The organism is Mycolicibacter icosiumassiliensis (genome assembly GCF_900078685.2).
GTDB classification, from domain to species: Bacteria; Actinomycetota; Actinomycetes; order Mycobacteriales; family Mycobacteriaceae; genus Mycobacterium; species Mycobacterium icosiumassiliensis.
Map to the genome: position 1 here is coordinate 1,546,521 of NZ_LT546166.1, position 19,173 is coordinate 1,565,693.

The 19,173-nt window shown below is 64.9% G+C and carries 20 protein-coding genes and 2 pseudogenes; 9 read left to right on the forward strand and 13 right to left on the reverse strand.

The window, feature by feature from the left end:
• Positions 1–19 precede the first annotated feature (19 nt).
• Positions 20–1,675: an IS607 family element RNA-guided endonuclease TnpB gene (tnpB, locus tag BN4346_RS31230; RefSeq protein ID WP_067970535.1), complete on the reverse strand. Its 1,656-nt coding sequence runs from the start codon at positions 1,673–1,675 to the stop codon at positions 20–22.
• Positions 1,675–2,259: an IS607 family transposase gene (locus BN4346_RS31235; protein ID WP_067970537.1), complete on the reverse strand. Its 585-nt coding sequence runs from the start codon at positions 2,257–2,259 to the stop codon at positions 1,675–1,677. Before BN4346_RS31235 ends, tnpB begins: the two co-directional genes overlap by 1 nt.
• A 90-nt stretch (positions 2,260–2,349) precedes the next feature.
• Between BN4346_RS31235 and BN4346_RS31240 the strand changes: the two genes are divergently transcribed.
• Complete coding sequence (locus BN4346_RS31240; protein WP_067970539.1) at positions 2,350–2,763, forward strand: ChaB family protein; 414 nt, start codon at positions 2,350–2,352, stop codon at positions 2,761–2,763.
• Between the two features lie 16 nt (positions 2,764–2,779).
• On the opposite strand, the gene BN4346_RS31245 is transcribed toward BN4346_RS31240, so the two are convergent.
• The 3 genes from BN4346_RS31245 to BN4346_RS31255 all read right to left on the reverse strand — a co-directional run bounded on the left by BN4346_RS31245 (position 2,780) and on the right by BN4346_RS31255 (position 5,367).
• Positions 2,780–3,460 carry an HAD family hydrolase gene (locus tag BN4346_RS31245; protein ID WP_067970540.1) on the reverse strand — a complete coding sequence of 227 codons (681 nt, stop codon included), beginning with the start codon at positions 3,458–3,460 and terminating at the stop codon, positions 2,780–2,782.
• Between the two features lie 268 nt (positions 3,461–3,728).
• On the reverse strand, positions 3,729–4,166 hold the full coding sequence (locus BN4346_RS31250; protein ID WP_067970542.1) for an STAS domain-containing protein: 438 nt from the start codon (positions 4,164–4,166) through the stop codon (positions 3,729–3,731).
• A gap of 193 nt (positions 4,167–4,359) precedes the next feature.
• Positions 4,360–5,367, reverse strand: a complete 1,008-nt coding sequence (locus BN4346_RS31255; RefSeq protein ID WP_067970546.1) for an iron-containing redox enzyme family protein — start codon at positions 5,365–5,367, stop codon at positions 4,360–4,362.
• Positions 5,368–5,447: 80 nt separating this feature from the next.
• On the opposite strand from BN4346_RS31255, the gene BN4346_RS31260 reads away from it, so the two are divergent.
• Together BN4346_RS31260 and BN4346_RS47615 are read left to right on the forward strand one after the other, a co-directional pair.
• Positions 5,448–6,434, forward strand: coding sequence for a TIGR03557 family F420-dependent LLM class oxidoreductase (locus BN4346_RS31260; protein ID WP_067970549.1), 987 nt, complete (start codon positions 5,448–5,450; stop codon positions 6,432–6,434).
• A gap of 93 nt (positions 6,435–6,527) precedes the next feature.
• A complete protein-coding gene (locus BN4346_RS47615) occupies positions 6,528–6,695 on the forward strand; it encodes a hypothetical protein (RefSeq protein WP_154677564.1) in 168 nt (55 codons plus the stop codon).
• A gap of 95 nt (positions 6,696–6,790) precedes the next feature.
• On the opposite strand, the gene BN4346_RS31265 is transcribed toward BN4346_RS47615, so the two are convergent.
• The gene (locus tag BN4346_RS31265) at positions 6,791–7,501 is read right to left on the reverse strand and encodes a TetR/AcrR family transcriptional regulator (protein ID WP_067970551.1); all 711 of its coding nucleotides are present in this window, start codon (positions 7,499–7,501) and stop codon (positions 6,791–6,793) included.
• A 150-nt stretch (positions 7,502–7,651) separates the two neighbouring features.
• Between BN4346_RS31265 and BN4346_RS31270 the strand changes: the two genes are divergently transcribed.
• The 5 genes and pseudogenes from BN4346_RS31270 (at position 7,652) to BN4346_RS31290 (ending at position 11,090) form a co-directional block, all read left to right on the forward strand.
• Positions 7,652–8,161 carry a PaaI family thioesterase gene (locus BN4346_RS31270; protein ID WP_067971098.1) on the forward strand — a complete coding sequence of 170 codons (510 nt, stop codon included), beginning with the start codon at positions 7,652–7,654 and terminating at the stop codon, positions 8,159–8,161.
• Positions 8,158–8,826 carry a TetR family transcriptional regulator gene (locus tag BN4346_RS31275; RefSeq protein WP_067970553.1) on the forward strand — a complete coding sequence of 223 codons (669 nt, stop codon included), beginning with the start codon at positions 8,158–8,160 and terminating at the stop codon, positions 8,824–8,826. The genes BN4346_RS31270 and BN4346_RS31275 overlap by 4 nt, the downstream gene beginning before the upstream one ends.
• 298 nt (positions 8,827–9,124) lie before the next feature.
• Positions 9,125–9,646, forward strand: coding sequence for a TetR/AcrR family transcriptional regulator (locus BN4346_RS31280; protein WP_067970555.1), 522 nt, complete (start codon positions 9,125–9,127; stop codon positions 9,644–9,646).
• A 53-nt stretch (positions 9,647–9,699) separates the two neighbouring features.
• Positions 9,700–10,141 (forward strand): annotated as a pseudogene (locus BN4346_RS31285) (PaaI family thioesterase).
• Between the two features lie 58 nt (positions 10,142–10,199).
• Positions 10,200–11,090: an alpha/beta fold hydrolase gene (locus BN4346_RS31290; RefSeq protein ID WP_067970557.1), complete on the forward strand. Its 891-nt coding sequence runs from the start codon at positions 10,200–10,202 to the stop codon at positions 11,088–11,090.
• 63 nt (positions 11,091–11,153) lie between these two features.
• Here BN4346_RS31290 and BN4346_RS31295 read toward each other — a convergent pair.
• Positions 11,154–11,807 (reverse strand): annotated as a pseudogene (locus BN4346_RS31295) (TetR/AcrR family transcriptional regulator); the annotation flags it as partial.
• 72 nt (positions 11,808–11,879) lie between these two features.
• Between BN4346_RS31295 and BN4346_RS31300 the strand changes: the two are divergent.
• Positions 11,880–12,764 (forward strand): metal-dependent hydrolase, encoded by an 885-nt coding sequence (locus tag BN4346_RS31300; protein WP_067970562.1) that lies wholly within the window; start codon positions 11,880–11,882, stop codon positions 12,762–12,764.
• A gap of 156 nt (positions 12,765–12,920) precedes the next feature.
• On the opposite strand, the gene BN4346_RS31305 is transcribed toward BN4346_RS31300, so the two are convergent.
• The 6 genes from BN4346_RS31305 to BN4346_RS31330 all read right to left on the reverse strand — a co-directional run bounded on the left by BN4346_RS31305 (position 12,921) and on the right by BN4346_RS31330 (position 19,170).
• Positions 12,921–13,589, reverse strand: a complete 669-nt coding sequence (locus BN4346_RS31305; RefSeq protein WP_067970564.1) for a transglutaminase-like domain-containing protein — start codon at positions 13,587–13,589, stop codon at positions 12,921–12,923.
• Positions 13,586–14,650 (reverse strand): BtrH N-terminal domain-containing protein, encoded by a 1,065-nt coding sequence (locus BN4346_RS31310; RefSeq protein ID WP_067970566.1) that lies wholly within the window; start codon positions 14,648–14,650, stop codon positions 13,586–13,588. Before BN4346_RS31310 ends, BN4346_RS31305 begins: the two co-directional genes overlap by 4 nt.
• A 55-nt stretch (positions 14,651–14,705) precedes the next feature.
• Complete coding sequence (locus BN4346_RS31315) at positions 14,706–15,812, reverse strand: NDMA-dependent alcohol dehydrogenase (RefSeq protein WP_067970568.1); 1,107 nt, start codon at positions 15,810–15,812, stop codon at positions 14,706–14,708.
• 66 nt (positions 15,813–15,878) lie between these two features.
• Positions 15,879–17,495: a long-chain fatty acid--CoA ligase gene (locus BN4346_RS31320; RefSeq protein ID WP_067970570.1), complete on the reverse strand. Its 1,617-nt coding sequence runs from the start codon at positions 17,493–17,495 to the stop codon at positions 15,879–15,881.
• 54 nt (positions 17,496–17,549) lie between these two features.
• Positions 17,550–17,960 carry an SCP2 sterol-binding domain-containing protein gene (locus BN4346_RS31325; RefSeq protein WP_067970572.1) on the reverse strand — a complete coding sequence of 137 codons (411 nt, stop codon included), beginning with the start codon at positions 17,958–17,960 and terminating at the stop codon, positions 17,550–17,552.
• 220 nt (positions 17,961–18,180) lie between these two features.
• Positions 18,181–19,170, reverse strand: a complete 990-nt coding sequence (locus BN4346_RS31330; RefSeq protein ID WP_268811493.1) for a R2-like ligand-binding oxidase — start codon at positions 19,168–19,170, stop codon at positions 18,181–18,183.
• Between the last annotated feature and the right edge of the window lie 3 nt (positions 19,171–19,173).

The window sequence follows — 19,173 nt, forward strand, 5'->3', positions numbered from 1 at the left end:
GTGTGTTGTGGTGACACGCTCATGCGGCGTCCCCTTGCGGGGTTGGGGTTTTGGCCTCGCCGTGTCCGGCCCCGTGTGTGCGGGGTCTTATGGATGCTCCGCCGGCACCGGATGATCCGGTGTCCGCGCCATGGCCTGTACCAACCACCGGTGTGATTGGCCCGGGTACCGATGGGGCCGTGGTCCCGACTGGACCACAACTGGCGTTATCCGGCCAGTCACGGAGATTGAGCGCAGCATTGCGATCCCGATCGACGACTTTCCCGGTGATCGAACAGACCAGGTGTTTGTCGATGAGGCCCTTGCCGACCAGGCGGCACGGTGTGCCGTCGGCCTGCCAGCAGCCGTGGTGGATTTGGCTGGACGGGAACCAGCGATCGGCCACGGTCAGGGTGCTGTGGTGCCGGATGGATTTGTAGGCCAGCTGGGGCCTGATCACACCCATCGCAGCATCCGAGGCCGACCGGCGGAACGCCCGCCGGCCCATGCCTTGTTTCATCGCGGCTACATCGAGATCCTCGATCACGACATGGCCGTACCTGCTCGCCAGCTCGGTCGTGAGCTGGTGGGCAGCCTCTCGCCGCAGGTGCACGCACCGGCGATCCAACCGGGACAGCTTGGCTTTCGCTGCCCGATGGCCGTTCGATCCGGGGATGCGGCGGGAAAGTTCACGACCGGCAGCACGCCGCGCCACCAGGGTGGCTTTCAGCGGGGCCGGATTCGGGTATTCGACAACGGTTTCGGCGCCCGTTGCGGTGTCGATGGTGGCGACGGTGGCCAGCGTGCGCATCCCCAGGTCGACCCCGGCCCGCACCGTCGGCTCGGTGACCGTGCGGGCCGTGTCGGGGGTGCGCAGCGCGTAACCCACGGACACGAACAACCGGCCCCACTGCTGCGACAACGTCATGTTCACCACGCGGGCACGCCCCGAGGCGAGGTGGCGTTGCACGCGGCGGGTGTTCTCCTTGGACCGCAACCCACCGATCACCGGCACCGTGATCGTGCGCCGATCAGCCTCAACGCGCATCGTGCCGGTGCTGAACCGCACCCGGCCGCGATCACGTCGAGCGGATTGGAAGCGGGGGAAACCCACCCGCCGGCCAGCCCGTCGACCGCTGCGGCTGTCTCCCCAGTTGCTCAACGCCTGCGCCAGATCGGCCAGCCCGGCAGAATATGCCTCCTTGGAATTGGCGGCCCACCACGGCGCCACCTCATCCTTTGCGCGATTCCACGCCTTGCGCAACGACCCCAGATCCCAGCCCACCGACTCATGGTCTGGATCAGCCGAGGTTGCGTCGAGGTCGGCTTTCACCCGGTCCAAGCCCCAGTTGAATGCTTTGCGGCGGGCACCGAAATGCGACCGCACCAACCCGGCCCGATCCTCATCAGCGGGCCATTCGACCTCGAACTTCGCCGCCGTGATCGTCCAGCCCGACGGCACCTTCTCGCCTAGCAACCCGCTCGCGGCGTAACCGCCGGCATCCCCGCTGTAAAGCTCGAACAACACCGACACCGACTCCACCGCCACCCGATGCGCCTCGAAGTCCGCACCGACGTCGACATACCGCGACAACACGTGAGTGCCATCGGGCTTGGGCTTGCCCGGCATGTGCACACCGCCAGTAAGGTCGGCAACCTTGCCGGCCTGCACACGGGTGCGCAGCGCCACGATCATCAGGCCGCTCCCGATTCACGTTTGGTCGCCGCCACCGCGCGCATCGCCCGGTTGCGGGCACCGCGGCGCCCATAGAGCCGGGCACACATGCTGGTCAGGACCTCGATCATGTCGCGCACCAGATCATCGGTGGTCTCACCCACATCAGCGACGACAATCCGACGGCCCTGCGCCGACAACGCCGCCTCCAGGTGCTCTACCCCGAAGCGCGCCAGCCGATCACGATGCTCCACAACAATCACCCTCGCATCAGGGTCTGACAAGATGCGCTGCAACTTCGGGCGTTTACCGTTGAGACCGGAACCGACCTCGCGTACCACCTGGCCCACCTCCAGCCCTCGCCCCCTGACCCACTCGGTCAAGCGGGCGACCTGCCGATCCAGATCCGACCGCTGATCATGGCTCGACACACGCGCGTACACCACCACCGTCGCCGATGAACCCGACGACGAACCACCACCCGTCTTCACCAGGATCAACCGCCCCACCCGCTCCGCCGGCACCGGCAACGTCCCCTCACGAAACCAGCGATACGCCGTATGCCGGTTCACCCCAACCGACTCCGCCCAATCCGCCAAATTCACAACACCAACTAGAACATACTTACGCACACTAAAACACACTCAACACGCAACAGTTCGAAACCCCAATTGCAGTCGCTGATTGGAGGTCTCATGCCCAAGACGACGAAGAGCGGCAACGTTAAGCGCGGCGAGTTGCCCAGCACCCTGCAGCGGTCCGGCGCCAAGGCGCAGCGCACTTTTGCGAAGGCGCACGACGCCGCCGCCAAGGAGTACGGCAGCGAGCAGCGTGCCCACCGAGTCGCGTATGCCGCGCTGAAGCACAGTTTCGAAAAGGTCGGCGATCACTGGGAACCCAAAAAGAAGCCCGGTCCGTCCGATAAGCGCGCGGCCCGGGGTGGCCTGAACAATTCCGCACCGTCCGCAGAGGGCGTCGACGCCAACGCCAGCAAGCAGCATCTGCTGGATGTCGCCCGCCGGCTGGAGATTCACGGACGTTCGACCATGCGGAAGTCCGAACTGGTCACGGCGATCAAGAAGCACAATCGCCGCGTCCGCGGTAAGTAATCGGCTGACGGCAGCTTTAGCCCCGCCCCGAGGCCAAACCGGCGATCGGAGTTTGCTCAAGGTTCTCGAGAAGGTCCTCGGCGTTCTCGAAAACTGCTGAGGCACCGGCCATTTCCAATTCTGTTCGGGAGACGCCGCCACTGAGCAGACCGATGCTGGGCACCCCGGCGCGCACGCATGCCTGGGCATCCCAGACCGCGTCGCCCACAAAGACGGCGCGCTCCGCCGTCGCGCCGACCCGGTCCAGCGCGATCCCGATGATGTCCGGATCCGGCTTCGCGACGTCAACGTCGGCAGACGAGGTGACCGCCGCGACGAGATCGTCGCAGCCGAGCACTTTGCGCAGCGCCGCCAACTCCTCTTCCGGTGCCGAGGTGGCCAGCACTACCGGAAGGTCGAGGGCCGCTAGGCGTTCAAGTAGATTCCGGGCGCCCGGTAGTGGCGACAGCAGGGCCGATGACCGCAGGTAGTACTGCGAGTGCAGGTCTTTCAGTCGCCGGCGGACGTCCTGCGGTGCCTCGTCAGACAGCAGGCGCACCAGCTCGGTTCCGTCCATTCCGATGGCGCGGTGAATGCGCCACGACTCCACCTCGAGGTGTAGCTCGGAAAACGCTCGCGACCAGGCGTGCACGTGCAGATAGTTGGAATCGACCAGGGTGCCGTCGATATCGAACAGCACCGCCGATTGCGCACTCACGGCCTTCCCCTCTCGTTTGCGGATGTCCCGGCTGGGATACCCACCCAGAGACTTCCCAAATACCGACGAGAGGAAAAGCGGTGGCTACCGAGGACCGCGACAGCAAGCTGCGACAACTCGACGATTACCGGGTCGGCATCGAAAGCCGCAAGATTGCAGTGCTGGCCGCCGACGGCGTGATGACCTCAACGACGAGTTCTTCGACGCGTTCGCCGCGCACCGCGCCTGGAATCGCGATGCCGACGCGGTTCCGGCCTAGACCCCTAGGTCACGGCACCACGCGCAGCGGCCGGCCGGACCGCTGCACCTCGGCCAACGCATCCGTCAGCGAGTCCACCAGCGGAAGTCGAGAGTGCGGATCGCAGATCCGCAGCAAGGTGGACAGTGCGGGACTCGGGACCACCTTCAGATTGGTCTGCGCGCTGGAACACTGCACGCTGATCGACTGAAGAGCCGAAAACCCGGCGGTCCCAATAAAAGTCAGCTCAGAGAGGTCCACTACCAGCCACTCGCAGCACTCGGCGCAGCGTTTGGCGTAGTCCGCGAATGCGCTGGCGTTTGCCGCGTCGATCTCGCCGTTCACGGCGACGACGGCTCCGGTGCGTCCCCAATGAACAGTGAACTTGGCGGTATGACTCCGCCAAACCTGGGTGGCTTCCGTTGCGGGAGTGGCGAAAGCGTTCTGAGTTACCTTGCTGATCGTCATGCTGTGGCTCCATCAGTCGACGAATCGTGCTGTTGGATCACGTCAACGTAATCACGTCCGGGTCTGCGTTTACGCGGTGACGTTTCACTGCGGCTGTGAACTCAACCGGAGGAACCAGACGTTACCCAGCCTCGCTCTCATTGGCCAAGAGATACTCGACAATTTCTGGAAAATCCCAGTGAAACCTTAAGTTTCACGGTGTGAGCAGCGACGAGCGTCCCGCTGACCAGGCCGACGTCATCACGTCGGCCAACCGATTTTCCACAGCATCGAGAGCTCGCATACCGAAAACGACATCAGTCTCCAGATGCGGAGCGTGGTCCAACAAGTCGCCGATCACGTCGGCGCGCACCACCTGTTCGTGGACCGCATCGGCCTCGACATGCTCGGCGTAGAACGCCACGCACGCCTCCGGCGCGGCCATCTGCCGCAGGGCCGCGACCAGGCGGCTTGAGCCGGGAGGCGAGGTGATCTCGGTGGCCGCGAAGTGTCCGGCGGCCGCACCCCGCCAGCGGCGATGCAGCCCGAACAGCGACATCAGGTTCACCACGGCCAGCGACTCGGCGGGAACCACGTCGAGGTAGGCGAGGTAACCGGCATCCAACCCAGCTGCCGTCAGCAGGTCGGCGAAGAGCTGCTGGTGCACCCGTGACTCCCGCCCGGCGCCGTACTCGTCGAATTCGACCGCAACGAACGACGCTTTGGCTTGGCCGGTCAGGCGCGGGATGATCCAGGCGTGCGGATCGCCCTCCTTGAGGTGGTACAGCGATCGGTGGACGAAGTACTCGCGTGCCTGCTCCCAGGTGCCGTGATCGCGCAGATACCACGACGGTCCGGTGCCGTGCACGGGCTCGGTTGCCGCAGCATCCATCTCGGCACCGGCCGTGGCGTGCGGCGGTATTACTCCGACGTCGTGGCGGACCCGATCCAGGAATGCGTGTTCGAGCTGCGCGCGCAGTCCCAACAGGGCGACATCCCACTCCCAGCCCGGGTCCACTCCGGCAAACCCGCGGTAATGCAACTCGTAGCAGACGTACAGCGCCAGTTGTAGGTCGCGGCCATAGGGGTCGGCGTCGGAGGCCGGAGGGATGAGCTCGTGGGTCGTGCCGGCGGGCCGGCGCAAGAGGTCACACACCGTCGCAGACAACGGCCCGCACGCGGCGGGCAGACGAGGTTCGGTGTGGATCGTTGCGGTGGGCACGCTTGCGGGTACCCATCACCCGGCCTGCGCCAAACGGCGCCGCGTCGTTTCGGTGGTCGGCCGTTGGGTATTCCGGCAGCATGACACGCTTCGGCTACACCCTGATGACCGAGCAAAGCGGACCCGCGGAGCTGGTCAGCTACGCCGTTGCCGCCGAGGAACGCGGTTTTGACTTCGCGGTGTGCAGTGATCATTTCTCGCCGTGGTTGACGTCGCAGGGTCACGCGCCCAACGCGTGGGCACTGCTGGGCGCGGTCGCGCACGCCACCCAACATATGGGGCTGTACAGCTACGTCACGTGCCCGACAATGCGCTATCACCCGGCGATCGTGGCCCAACAGGCGGCCACCGTACAGATCCTGGCCGAGGGCCGGTTCACCCTGGGGTTGGGCAGCGGGGAGAACCTCAACGAGCACATCGTGACGGGAGCCGGCTGGCCGAATGTAGCGCGCCGGCAGGCCATGCTTGGTGAAGCCATCAAGATCATTCGCGAGCTGCTGATGGGGGAGACGGTCGACCACGACGGCGACTACTTCCAGGTGGACCAAGCGCGGCTGTGGGACCTGCCGGACATCCCGGTCGCGCTCGCCGTCGCCATGTCGGGACCCAAGGGCATCGATAGATTCGCCGCGGCCGCTGATCACCTGATCGCGGTGCAGCCCGACCGCGACCTGGTCCAGGGCTGGCATGCCGCGCGGAAGGCAGCGGGGCTGCCCGGCGGTGGGCGAGTCATCGGCCAGCTGCCGGTGTGTTGGGATCCCGACCGGGACAAGGCAATACAGCGCGCCCACCGGGAATTCCGCTGGTTTGGTGGGGGTTGGTCGGTCAATTCCGAGTTGCCGACACCGGCTGCGTTCGCGGCCGCCACTCGTTACGTGCAGCCGCGAGACGTTGCCGGCGCAATTCCCTGCGGGCCGGAACTGGATGCGATCGTCGATGCGGTCGGCGGCTACCGAGACGCCGGATTCACCGACATTGCGCTGATCCAGATCGGCGACCAGACCCAAGAGGCGTTCCTCAAGGAGGCCGCCGAGCCGCTGCTGGCGGCGCTGCGCGACGCCCCGTAAGGCGACTGCGAGCGCGGCGGAGCCGGGCGCAGCAGGTCGCCGCCATCAGCGCAGCGGGTTTCGGTTTGCCGCGCCGAGGGTACAAGGGGCCTCATGAGCGACACCGATGAGGGAATCGATCGCGAGCGTACGACCCATCAGCGGGCCGGACTGGTGTTCAAGGACCGCCGTGAGCTGCCGGGATTGGCCCTGCTGTTGACGGCGACACTGGGGGAGGTGACGAAAATTGTTCGGCGCCTGGTAGCTGGTGGTAGGCATTGAGGTTGGGAACGTGATCCCGACGATTTCGGAACGCACCGGTTAGGACCAAGGCCACGATCTGGTGCACGCCGGGTGCCCCAATTTGAGGTCAATCCCTACAACGAAGTCTCTCTGAGCGCAGTTCGTCTTGTGGGGTCGAGCGGGATGGCCACGTCACACTTCGTGGTGTTGATGCGTGCTGGGCTGTCGACAGATCGGTGAGCGGCTAGGAAGTCGTCGGCGATGCGTGCGCAGTCGTCGGCGGTGATGACGCGCAGGCCGGTTATTCGCGCGAATGCCAGCGGGCCGATGAGTTGGCACAAAGCCAGTTGTGGGTCGAAGTCGTCGAGTTCGGCTCGTGCTGTGGCGTGTTGCAGAACGGCGTCGAAGGGCCAGCGGTACTGCTCGATGACGCGGGCGCGCAGGGCCGTGGAGGCGTGCTCATCAGCTGGCGCGGCGGGGCCAAGCGCGAGCCAGGCCAGTACGGTGACGTGCAGCGGCGCCTCAGCGAAGACGCCGGCCTGGCGGCTCAGCAGCTCAATGAGTTGTTCGCGCAGCAAGCCTGGGGCGGGTGGCAGTGATTCGACTTGGGGAAGTAGCCGTTCGAAAGTGGCCGCGAGCAGGTGTGACGAGCTGTTGAAGTGGCGGTAAAGGGTGGTTCTGGCGACTTTGGAGGCTTTGGTCACCGCGTCGACGGTGACGGCTTCGATGCCGCCGCTGGTGAGCAAGGCTGTTGCGGCGTCGAGAAGCCGGTTGCGGGATCGAATTCGCCGCGGGTCGACATCGTCGACGCCGGCGCTGTGGGCTTGCGGCTGCAGGCTGCTCATTCTTCCTCGCTTCGCGGTTGACCATGCTCCTGGCTGACGGTTCCATGTGGAGCCGCTATAGTACCGGCAGTATCGTAGCGAAACCGATGGTAGCGAAAGGCCGTTAGTTTGTCTGATCGCTTGGTCGACGAGGGTAGCGCGCCCGGCGACTTGCCGGTGTCGGTCCCGCAATTGCTGCCCTACCACACTTCGACATGTTTGGGTTGTGGGCCGCAGAATCCGCATGGCCTGCATTTGGTGGCACATCGCAGTGGCGATTCGGTATACGCCGATGTGACGTTCACCGACCGCCACGTCGGCGCTCCCGGGCTTGCCCACGGTGGTGCTGTTGCTGCGGCGTGCGACGACGTGCTGGGTTTTACGCCGTGGCTCATTGGAGCGCCGGCAGTCACTCGCCGCCTGACCGTCGAGTACTTGCTGCCGGTTCCACTGAACCAGCCTCATCGGATCACGGCCCACATTGAGATGCGACAGGGCCGCGCGTTGCACGTCAGAGCCGCTGGCGTCGGCGGCGATGGGATCATCCGCTTCACCGCCGATGCGGTGTTCGTGGTGGTCGACGCCGCACATTTCGCTGCTCACGGTGACGTGTCCGGTTTTGGTGGCCTGCTGGAGCAATTCGGCCGCGATGGGGTGTCCCGAAACGGCCTGGCTCGATGAGCTCACCCGACTTGCGCGCTCACCCCGCCACGAAGAAATTTGGCGCCACTGCGTCGCCTGCGCGCGGCGTGAGCGCCGCACCGCACCTGGCCGGGGAGCGATGGGAAGCGTTGCTGGATGAGGCGGTGAGATTGGCGTCGGTGGGCGGCTACGACGCCGTGCAAATGCGGGCAGTTGCCAAACATGCCGGCATGGCCGTGGGCACGTTGTATCGCTACGTTCCGTCGAAGAATTACCTGCTGGCCGTCGCGCTGACGCGTCAATTTCACCGTGTGGAGGCAGGCTGGCACTGGACGGCCGGCGCCGCTACGCCCGCGCAGCGACTCGACCGGCTCAGCGCCTATCTGCACGACCGCTGGCAGCGCGATCCGCTGCTTACCGAAGCCATGGTCAAGGCTTTCCGGGTCACCGACAGCACCGCGGCTGACGTGGTGAACGAGGCCGCCGGGGTCATCGAAGATCTCCTGGCGCGCACCCTCGCCGGCGGCACGCCCAGCCTTCTCGATCGACGTGTCGCCGGGGTCATCGCCGACATCTGGCTGGCGAATTTGACCGCTTTCATCGGCCGACGGGCCTCGGCGTCACAGACCCGCGACCGCATCACTCGAGCCACCCGGCGGATACTGGCCAATCTGGCATTGTCATCAACAGCCCGACGACCGTGACCCAAGGCGACGGCATTGGGCACGCGCCTCGTTGCGGCATCGCCGCGGGCCTTGTCGGTGTGGCCGGAGTCTGTGGCAATGCGACAGAAGACTGATAATGTCGCATCCGAAAAGCGGGAGGGTCGCCAATTCGCTTTCGTTACGTCGCTAGTCGGTTCGAGTCAGGGTGAGGGCATCGTGGCGAGGACACCATCGCGTCGGGGTCAGGCGTCTGCGGCCACCCGCGCGGTGGCCACGGATCGGCTGCTCGACGCCGCCGAAGACTGCTTGCGGGATAAGGGGGCAATCGGGCACCACCATGGAGGACCTCGCGGGGCGTACCGGGGTCTCGCGCGCCACGGTGTACCGCTACTTCTCCAATCGCGAGTCCGTCATGTCCGGTGTCATCCTGCGGACAACCGAACGCTACCTGCGAAGCATTGCTCCGCGCATCGCTGAACATGCCGATTTAGGTTCGGCGATCGTCGATTTCGTCGAAGTAACGGTACGGGCGGCTCAACGCGAGCCGATCATCGGTGTGTTGTTCGGCAGCGACGACGATTTAGCCGGTGTCGGGTTGGCCGAAGGCACGTCGGTGGCACTATTCGACCTCGTCGCCGAATTCCTACGACCAGTCTTCAAAGAGCGGTGGGATCAACTAGGGTCGGGGATGTCAGTTGACGACGCCGCCGAGTGGATTCTGCGCGTCATCCTCAGTCTGATCGCGGTGCGCGGCCCCCGCCAGCGCAGTCCCGACGGCCTGAACACCTTCCTACGCCGTTTCCTGCTGCCGTCGTTGCTTTCCACCGCCGAGTCTGGCGACACATGCAACAAACCGTGAGTAGTGTCTTAAGTCATGACGATTGACTCCGACGCCGATCGAGAGCGCTGACCGTGCAGTTTGCGCAGGTCGACCCGGCCATTGCCGAACAACTGCAGAACGCTTCGGCGGTCGTGGAAGGGCTATCCGGTTATCTGGGTTTTCGCCACACCGAGTTCACCGCCGGGCGACTGGTGGTGGAGATGGACGCCCGCGCTGACCTGTTGACTGCGTTCGGCAATCTGCTCGGCGGATGCCCGACCGCGATGGTCGACCACTGCCTGGGTGTGGTGTTCTATCCAGTCATCCCGGCCGGATCATGGGTCGCGACCACGGGGTTTCAAGCTGAACCGGCTTGCGCCCGTGTCACACCGCGTGTGCGTCGCCGTGGCCGAGATCATCGCGCTGGGAAAGCGTAGCGGGGTCGCCAGAATCGACATCAGCAACGACGGGAGCGCAGTGTGCGCCGCCCAAGGAATCGTAACCGTGGTGCGCCCAACGACCGGGTCGGCGTGAGCGCGAAAGTCACCGTTCCCCTCGCGGCTCTAGCTGCCCGATTCGCACGGCTGCGCCGATGACGCTCACGCACTTCAACGGCAGCGACGGTGTCACGCTTGCCGCGGATTGCTACCGGCATCACGATTCCCCCGCTGTCGTCCTCCTGCTACACGGCGGAGGTCAAAACCGCCAGGCTTGGGCGGCCACCGCGCACGAGTTACACGAAGCTGGCTACACCGTCATCGCCTATGACGCCCGTGGTCATGGAGACAGCGCCTGGGATCCCACCGGACACTACGATCTCGACGTGCTGGCGTCGGATCTACTGGCCGTACGTGCGCAAGCGTCAAGCGACCGCCCCGTAGCGGTGGTGGGTGCGTCTCTGGGCGGCATGACCGTCCTCGGGGCACACCGACTCGCAGCCGCAGACCTGTGGGCCGCAGTAACCCTGGTCGACATCACCCCGCGCATGGAGTTCGACAGAGCACGCCGTGTCGTGTCGTTCATGGCCGCCCACCCTGATGGATTCGGCAGCCTCGACGAGGCGGCCGACGTCATCGCCGAATACAACCCACACCGCGCACGGCCGCGCAGTCTGAACGGACTCCGCAAAGTGTTACGGCCACGCGAGGACAATCGGTGGATCTGGCGATGGGACCCGGCTTTCGTGACCTCCAACTTCCACGTCCTGCGCGGCGATCCCGCGGCCGGCGCCGAGGAGTTCAACGCCATCACCGACCTGCTGGTCGACGGAGCCCGCCGCGTACAGGCGCCGACGCTGCTGGTGCGCGGTGTGCTCTCCGACGTCACATCGCCGCAATCGGTCGATGAATTCCTGCAGGTCGTACCGCACGCCCAGACAGTGGACGTCTCGGGCACGGCCCACATGGTCGCCGGCGACGACAACGACGCCTTCACCGCGGCAGTCGCGGACTTTCTGGACCGCACCATTGCGGCAACGTCGTGACGCTGCCCGCTGAAGCCATCCCCACGGCGAGTCGCCTGCCGCTGCGCCGCCGGCGCGACGGTGAGCGGCTGCCGGCGTCGTCTCACTGGTATTGAGTGACAGCACGTAGGCGCCGAGGCTTCCGAGGAAGCCTGCGCAGTGGGCGACGAGTTCGTCGGTGCTGAAGTCGAGTTCGTCGTCGAGCCAGCGGCGCAGCACCTCGAACAGCCCGCCCACCCCCAGGGTCGACGCCAGATGGGCGACGCTCACTGCGGAGTCGGGAATATCGAGGCGCACTCTAGCCTCGCGCAGCACGAGGTCGGCGAATCCAGCCATGAGTTGGCTGCGCAACTCACGTAGCAGCGGCTCGGTTGCCGATTCGACAAACAAAATCCGGCCCAGCCGCCGGTCGTTTTCGATCATCGTGATCAGCGCGCGAATCGGAGCGTGCGCCAACACGTCGGGGGTTGCGCCCGCGTCGGGGATCGCTTGGACAATCACCTCCTGGAAGGTGGCGTAGAGCTGCTGGTAGACCGCCCGCAACAGCTCGTCCCGATCGGTGAAGTGTTGATAGAAGTACCGCGAGGTTACCCCCGAGGTCGCACACACCGCCGTCACCGTGGCCGCCGTCACGCCCCGGGTGCCGATCAACTCCACGGCAGCATCGATCAAGCGCTCGCGGCGGCGGCGATGACGCTGCTCGGCCGACACTCCGCTGTACACCCGGACCGAACGCACACGTATAGTCTGGCACCCACATCTGACAAGGTGTAAAGTCAGATTCGTCCACTACGAACAAGGGGCAGCGTGATGAGCAACGAGTCGTCGATATCGTCGAGAACACGGGTGCTGCCGAAGGCCCGCCGGGTCCGTTTCGCATTGCCTTCGGGCACCACTCGTCAGCATTTCGTGGGCGGCGAGCTGGTGATGAGCCACTTTATTTCGACCTTGTCGGCAACGTTTCCCGAGGGAGAAGACTTTTTTATTCGGTCAGTGCGCCAGTACCGTGACCAGATCAGCGACCCTGACCTTCAGGAGGCGGTCAAGGGATTCATCGCACAGGAGGCCACCCACCGGCACCAGCATCGGCTGCTCAACGAGCGGCTGCAGGCGATGGGTTATCCGACTGACCGGATCGATCGGCACATCAAAAAATTGGTTGCCCGGTTGGAGCAGCGCTTCTCCCCGGTCATGCGCCTGGCTGTCACCGCCGCGCTTGAGCACTACACCGCGACACTGGCCGAGATCATCTTGACCAGTGATGAAGCCCAGAAACTGATCGGCGACACCGAGGTCCGGCCGATCCTGCTGTGGCATGCGTTCGAGGAGTCCGAGCACAAGGCCGTCGCTTTTGATGTCTTGCGGACGATCGGGGCCACCGAACGCACCCGCGTCTGGGGAATGCGCGTCGCTTCGCTGCTTTTGTTCACCGAGTTGATCGCCCAAACGCTCCGGTCTATGGCGGCTGACCGTGCTGCATATCATCCGAGACGAATGACGGCCAGCCTGAAGGCATTTCGTCGGTCCCCCATGTTCAGCCCCGAGGCGGTGCAACGCTTCCGTTCTTACACTCGCCCCGGGTTTCACCCTGACGACTGGGACAGCGCCGACGTCCTGGGCCGCTGGGCGGCCGAGTTGTTCGACGCCGACGGCGCCCAGCAGATCGGGCAGCCGGCCGACGCGCCAAGGGCCTAGCGTCATCCAGAGACAAACACGCCGATAACCGGATCGCCGACGTCGAAGCCGCCACCACCGATACACGGATCTGCTACTCAATTACGCTGTTCCGCAGCCCATTTCGGCATGTTCTGACGTGAGCGACTTTCATTCCCGCTGCCAGGCGGCTGCCGCTTATCGGGTGAAGGTGTCGCGCTCGGCGGGGGTTGTACGCATGAGCGGGCCGTAGCGTTGCCGGAGCTCGGTGACGATGTCGGCGAACGGCAGGTCGTGATACCAGCCTCGGTCATGAAGATATTCCATGTGCTGGTGGCCTTCGCTGTCGAAGGCATGCAGCAGTGCGTCGTGTTCGCCGTCAAAGTCGATTGGGGGCACACCGAATCGGGCACACAGTTCGGCGTTGAACGCCGGTGTCGCCTTGACCCAGCGGTTGTTGACGAAAAGCTCGCTGTAGCCGTGGTAGACGAATAGGTCGGTGCCGCCCATTCGGGCGCGCAGCGTGTCGGTTTGTAGGTGGTTGCGCACGTCGGCGAACCCAAGGCGGGCGGGTATACCCGCGGCGCGGGCCGCCGCGGTGAGCAGGACTGCCTTGGGGACGCAGTAGGCGCGGGTAGCGGTGGCGACGTAGCTGGCGCGGTAGTGGCCGGGATCGTCATCGACACTGTAGGGGTCGTACCAAATCGTGTCGCGGACAGCGGCGAAGATGCGCTGGGCTCGTGTCACCGGATCGTGGCTGTCGCCGATCGCCGCCCGGGTGAAACGCTGAACATTGTCGTGGCGCCAGTCCAGGAACTCCGTCGTTGCCAGAAAACTCGGGTGCTGCCCGGTGGATGTGTCGGTCACTGAGCGCCTTTTGTCCTCGCCTCGGCCGCGATATGGCCTGTCAGCGATCGCGCCGCGTGGTCCAAGGCCTCGGCAAGACACCGCTCGGCTTCGGGCAGTCCGGCGGCTAGATGGGCCGCCGCAGCACAGCGGTCCCGCACCGAAAGGCTGTTGTCCATGGCTTTCTCGGCGACAGCGGTCCACAGGTCGGCTGCTCCGCGGGCCGCTGCTGCCGCGATGGCGACCGCGTCGTTGTCCAGCAACTCGGCGATGTGCTGGCAGCCGTGAGCTTGCAGGCGGCGGAACAGTCCGCCACCGGTACCGGCCTTTTCGATGAACGCGCCAAGCCCGAACAGTGCTTCGGCGAGCGCATCGTCGTCGAAATAGTCAAGCCAGCAGCGCACGTCGTCGGCGAAAACCCGCACACCAGGTAACCCGGCCCCTGCCAGGTCGGCGTCGTTGAAATTTAGAAGCGGCGGCCCGGCGGCCTCGCCGCGCATCGACGCCGCGCTGGCTGCCAGCGCGGGCCCGCTGATCACGGCCAGTTCGGGAACGTGGCGTGGCCAGTCGATCAGATAGGTGGTGTGACGGGTCGGCATCGGGAACCCGGTCGAGCACCGGGCGCGCCGCAGGTTCTCATACGGAACGCTTTGGATGGTGTCCCGGTCGTTGTCGACAACATAGGCCAGTTGATGATCGTCGTCGTAGCCGACGATCACGACATCGTGGCGGCTCATGCTCAACCGCACCCGAAGATAGGGCAGCTCGGCGATGTCGGCCCACACCATCACCGGCCGGCCGGCGTCGATCTCGCCGGTCACCCACGCCCAACCGAGGTCGGCGTCATCAGTCGAGGCCACCCGCAGCCCGGCGCCGATACGGGTCAGGTAATCCTCTTCCAGCCCGCCTCCGCGCCCCACCAGATAGATCTGCGGCCGCAACCGGGCGCAGCGGATGTAGCTGAAACCCACGACACCACCGAGAGCGAACACCAGCCCCTCGGTTGGCGGCTCAGATTCCCAGCCGAGTTCGGCCCACTCGGTGAGATCACGCAACGCCGACGACCCGCAGTGCCCACCCATTCGGTGCCGGTAGGCGATCTGTCCTGCGCCCAAAGCCTTTCGCGCCTTTCGCTCGTCAGAATCGGATGAGTCCTCGGATGTTGCGGCCTGATCTCATGTCCTCGTATCCCTCGTTGACCTGCTCGAGGGTGTATTCCCGGGTGATCAGCTCGTCGAGTTTGAGTTGCCCGGCGTTGTAGAGTTCGACCAGCCGCGGGATGTCGTGGGCGGCGTTGGACGACCCGTACAACGCGCCGCGGATCTGCTTTTCGTACAACGTCAGTTCCAGCAGCGATCCCGACATCGAGGTGTCGTCGGGGTGCCCGATCGCGGTCACCACCACCCGGCCCCGCTTTCCCACCAATGACAGCGCCTCACCGATGTAGGACGCCTCGGCCACGTCGGTGGTCAACACGCACACGTCGGCGAGTTTGCCTCGGGTCAGATCGCTGACCAACGCCCACGCCTGATCGATCGTGGCGGCGGTGTGCGTCGCGCCGAAGCGGGCGGCCTGCTCGCGTTTGAACGCGACCGGGTCGACCGCGACGATCGTCAACGCTCCGGCGATGCGGGCGCCCTGGATGGCGTTCATGCCGATACCGCCCGCCCCCACCACGACCATGGTGTCCCCGGCGCGCACCTCCCCGGTGCGCACCGCCGACCCGTAACCGGTCGTGACACCGCACCCGATCAAGGCTGCTTTGTCCAGCGGGGTTCCGGCGTCGATTTTGACCAGTGAGGCTTGCGGCACCACGGTGTACTCGGAAAACGTTCCCAACAAACACATCTGACCGATGTCCTGGCCGCGGGCGTGGAAGCGGTAGGTGCCATCAATCTGGGGTCCCATCATGATCGCCGCACCCATCTCGCACAGGTTGCCCATGCCGCGCGCACAGTACGAGCAGCGTCCGCACGCGGGCAGGAACGTCAAAATGACCGAATCGCCCTCTGCGAGATCCTCGACGCCGGGCCCGACCGCGGCCACGGTGCCGGCACCTTCGTGTCCGCCCACCACCGGCAGCGGTATCGGCAGGTCGCCGGTGACCAGGTGCTCATCGGAGTGACATAACCCGGTCGCGGTCAGCCGGACCAACACCTCGTCGGGACCGGGGGGATCGAGCTCAATCTCCTCGACCTCCCATTTCTGGCCCAGGCCCCACAGAATCGCTGCGCGTGTCTTCACCGTTTCACTCCTTGCACGTTGATGTTTCGGTTTTATCGATGCTTCGGGTTTATCGCCGGGAAAAGATCAACCGAGGGTCTCGATGACGAACGCGCAGTCGGTGTGCTGCTGGCGGAGCGTTTTTTTGTCGAACTTGCCGGTCGACGTCAACGGAATTTCGGGGACGAACGTCCACCGCTCCGGCAGCCACCACTTAGCCACCCGGTCGCGCAGGAAGTCCGCCAGTTCCCCAGCAGTGGCGGTGTGCTCGGCGTGACGCACGATCACCGCCAACGGCCGTTCCTGCCATTTGGGGTCGGGCACCGCGATGACCGCCGCGGTGCGCACCCCGGGGTGCGCGGCCAATTCGTTTTCCAGTTCCACCGAGGAAATCCATTCACCGCCGGACTTGATCACGTCTTTGGCCCGGTCGGTCAACGTGATGAACGCATCCTCAGAGATCGTGCCGACATCACCGGTCGGCAGCCACCCGTCGGCAGTAACCGCTGCGGTGTCCTGGCCGTAGTAGCGTTCGGTGATCCACGGCCCGCGCACCTGGATCTCCCCGACCGACTCGCCGTCCCAGGGTTGTTCGACGCCCGTGTCGTCAACGATGCGGGCTTGCACGCCGGCCACCACCCGACCCTGCGTCGCCCGCAGTCGCTGCGCGGTATCGGCGGGGTCGGTGTGGCGCGGCAGGGCCACCGAGGCCAGCGGCGAGGTTTCTGTCATGCCCCACGCCTGCACGATCCGGATGCCCAACTCGTCAAACGCAGCCATCAGCGACCGCGGCACCGCAGATCCCCCGCACGCCACCAGCTTCAGTGAACTCAAGTCATGGCCGGGATTGCTGCGCAGGTAGTGCAGGATGTCGGTCCAAATTGTTGGCACCGCACCCGATATCGTCGTCCGCGTCGCTTCGATCATCTCCACCAGCGGCGCGGCCTGCAAGAAGCGATCCGGCAACACCAGCTGCGCGCCGGCCATCATCGCCGCATAGGGCAGCCCCCAGGCGTTGGCGTGAAACATCGGCACAATGGCCAGCACCGTGTCGTCATGGCCGATACCCAACGCGTTCGCCGTGCAGGCGGCCTGCGAATGCAGCCACGTCGAACGGTGACTGTAAACCACTCCTTTCGGGTGACCGGTGGTGCCGCTCGTGTAGCACATCGCCGCGGCGGAGCGCTCGTCAACACTGGGCCAGTCGAAGGTCTCCGGCTGGCCCGCCACCACCTCCTCGTAGCGCAGCACGGTTTTCCCGCAACCCTCCAGCAGCGCCAGATCACCCTCACCGGTGACCAGCACCGTGTGCACCGAGGCCATCGTCGGCAGCGCCGCCGCCAGCACGCCCAGCACCGTGTCGTCGACGATGACCACCCGGTCATCGGCATCGTTGGCGATCCACGCCAACTGCTGCGGCGGCAGCCGCAGGTTCAACGTGTGCAGCACCGCGCCCATCGACGGCACCGCGGCGTAACTGTCCAGGTGCTCCTGATTGCTCCACTGCAACGTGGCGACCCGCTCATCACCGCGCACACCGATCTCACGCAACGCGTTGGCCAGCCGAGCCGCCCGAACCGCCAACTCCCGATACGTCACCCGAGAAATCTCCTCCGGACCACGCGCGGTGAACACCTCCCGCTCACCATGCACCGTCGCCGCATGCCCGACGATCCCGGCGACACCCAACTGAACGTCCTGCATCGTCGATTTCACCGCGACACCACCCCGCTCAGCAGACCAGTCGACCGCTGCGGCTCACGCATCAATGAGGTCCTGCCGCTGCGCGGCCTCCAACATCAGCCGATACTCCGGGAACAGATTCTTGGCCTGCGGTATCAGCTTGACCAGCTTGGCCACCGGACCCTTGGCCCGCACCGTGCCCTTAGCCATCGCCACCGTCAAGTTCACCTTCCCCAACCAAAACCTGTTTCCCATGTCCGCCGACATGAACAACTCCACATTGGGCACCGCCGCACTCGACGCACCGGTCTCGACGACCTTGTTAGGCATATCCACCGTCACCACCGCATCCGGATCGGTGTAATGAACCCGCAACACCACCCCCGAACCCGCCAGCTTGTCAGCCAACCCCTCCTTGTCCAGCCCACGCCTAAAAATCCCACCCAGATACGTGTAAACCTCATCCTCATCAGCAAAAACAGCCATCCCAACCTCGTCTCGTAGGGATCAACAACTCGCGACGTTTTCAACTAGGCCCGACGTCTTGAATCGATATTTGACACTCAAAGCGCTTGGCGGACCAGACATCACGACACCACCGATGCGGATGTCGCTGCTCATCGCCGGACTGGGGCAGCGATACGTTGCCCCAGTCCGGCCGCGCTAACTGGCCCAGCCGGCGCTTGCCAACGTGGCACCCAGCCGGTTAGGCCGACGTGCCGGCCAGGGCTTTGCGATCCTCATCGGCGAAGTCGTCTTCGAGCTGAACCGGCGTGTAGTCGACATCGATGTCGGCAACCGGACGCCCCCGCGCGCTCTCGATCGTGCTCAACCTGCGCATTCCCTTGTCGGTCGCATAACGAGTCAACTCCTCCACGGTCAGGTTGAACGGGATCTGGTCGCCGTAGGGTGTCAGGAGTTCTTCGATCATCTGAACTCCCAACGGGATCAACTCGTTCATGCGTGCTTCGAACACCGACCAGTTGGCATCGTCGGCGGCGATGTGACGCCGGCAGGTGAAGGTGCCCCACGCCATGTGGCGGCGCTCGTCGTCACCGATGCGTCCGATGAACTCCTGCATACCGGGAAGAACGCCGCGGTCCACACAGATCTTGTGCCAGGCATAATATCCGGTCAGCGCCAACATCCCCTCGACGATGTGGTTGTAAGTTGTGGCCGCACGAATCTGGGCGGCCGGCGAGGGATCCGTGACGAGATCGCCAAGTGATTCCGAAAGCTCCTCATTGAAAATCTTCCGGTACGCCGGAGAGTGATAACCATGCAAATCCTCGGTGACCCCCACGGCATCCAGCCATAACCGGAACCCCTGAGTGTGCTTAGCCTCCTCGAAAGCGAACTGGGTCAAATACATCTCGTCACCCAGCCGGCCCTCGGCCCGCATCGCGGCCATGAACGGTTGGATGTCCTGTGTGACCGCCTCTTCACCGGCGAGGAACGCCGCACACAACCGCACCGCGAGATCGCGTTCGCTCTCTGATAGCGACTCCCAGTCCTTGCGGTCGCGGGAGAAGTCGATGTCGGCCGGATCCCAGAATTTCGCGTTGCCCCCGGCGAACAGCTTGAGCGGCAAGCTATCCCAGTTAAGTCCGCCCGCAGCCAGCGAGCCGTAACCCGTTCGTGTCATGATAGTGACCTCCTTGTCATGCTGTGAAACTTGCGTGTTGGACTGTCGCAGTGT

Coding starts and splice junctions, on each gene's coding strand:
- BN4346_RS31265 (WP_067970551.1), bottom strand. CDS start 7,501: ATGAGCAGCCTGCAGCCGCAAGCCCACAGCGCCGGCGTCGACGATGTC.
- BN4346_RS47615 (WP_154677564.1), top strand. CDS start 6,528: ATGAGCGACACCGATGAGGGAATCGATCGCGAGCGTACGACCCATCAG.
- BN4346_RS31320 (WP_067970570.1), bottom strand. CDS start 17,495: ATGCAGGACGTTCAGTTGGGTGTCGCCGGGATCGTCGGGCATGCGGCG.
- BN4346_RS31325 (WP_067970572.1), bottom strand. CDS start 17,960: ATGGCTGTTTTTGCTGATGAGGATGAGGTTTACACGTATCTGGGTGGG.
- BN4346_RS31300 (WP_067970562.1), top strand. CDS start 11,880: ATGAGCAACGAGTCGTCGATATCGTCGAGAACACGGGTGCTGCCGAAG.
- BN4346_RS31260 (WP_067970549.1), top strand. CDS start 5,448: ATGACACGCTTCGGCTACACCCTGATGACCGAGCAAAGCGGACCCGCG.
- BN4346_RS31250 (WP_067970542.1), bottom strand. CDS start 4,166: ATGACGATCAGCAAGGTAACTCAGAACGCTTTCGCCACTCCCGCAACG.
- BN4346_RS31310 (WP_067970566.1), bottom strand. CDS start 14,650: ATGGGTGGGCACTGCGGGTCGTCGGCGTTGCGTGATCTCACCGAGTGG.
- BN4346_RS31275 (WP_067970553.1), top strand. CDS start 8,158: ATGAGCTCACCCGACTTGCGCGCTCACCCCGCCACGAAGAAATTTGGC.
- BN4346_RS31290 (WP_067970557.1), top strand. CDS start 10,200: ATGACGCTCACGCACTTCAACGGCAGCGACGGTGTCACGCTTGCCGCG.
- BN4346_RS31280 (WP_067970555.1), top strand. CDS start 9,125: ATGGAGGACCTCGCGGGGCGTACCGGGGTCTCGCGCGCCACGGTGTAC.
- tnpB (WP_067970535.1), bottom strand. CDS start 1,675: ATGATCGTGGCGCTGCGCACCCGTGTGCAGGCCGGCAAGGTTGCCGAC.
- BN4346_RS31240 (WP_067970539.1), top strand. CDS start 2,350: ATGCCCAAGACGACGAAGAGCGGCAACGTTAAGCGCGGCGAGTTGCCC.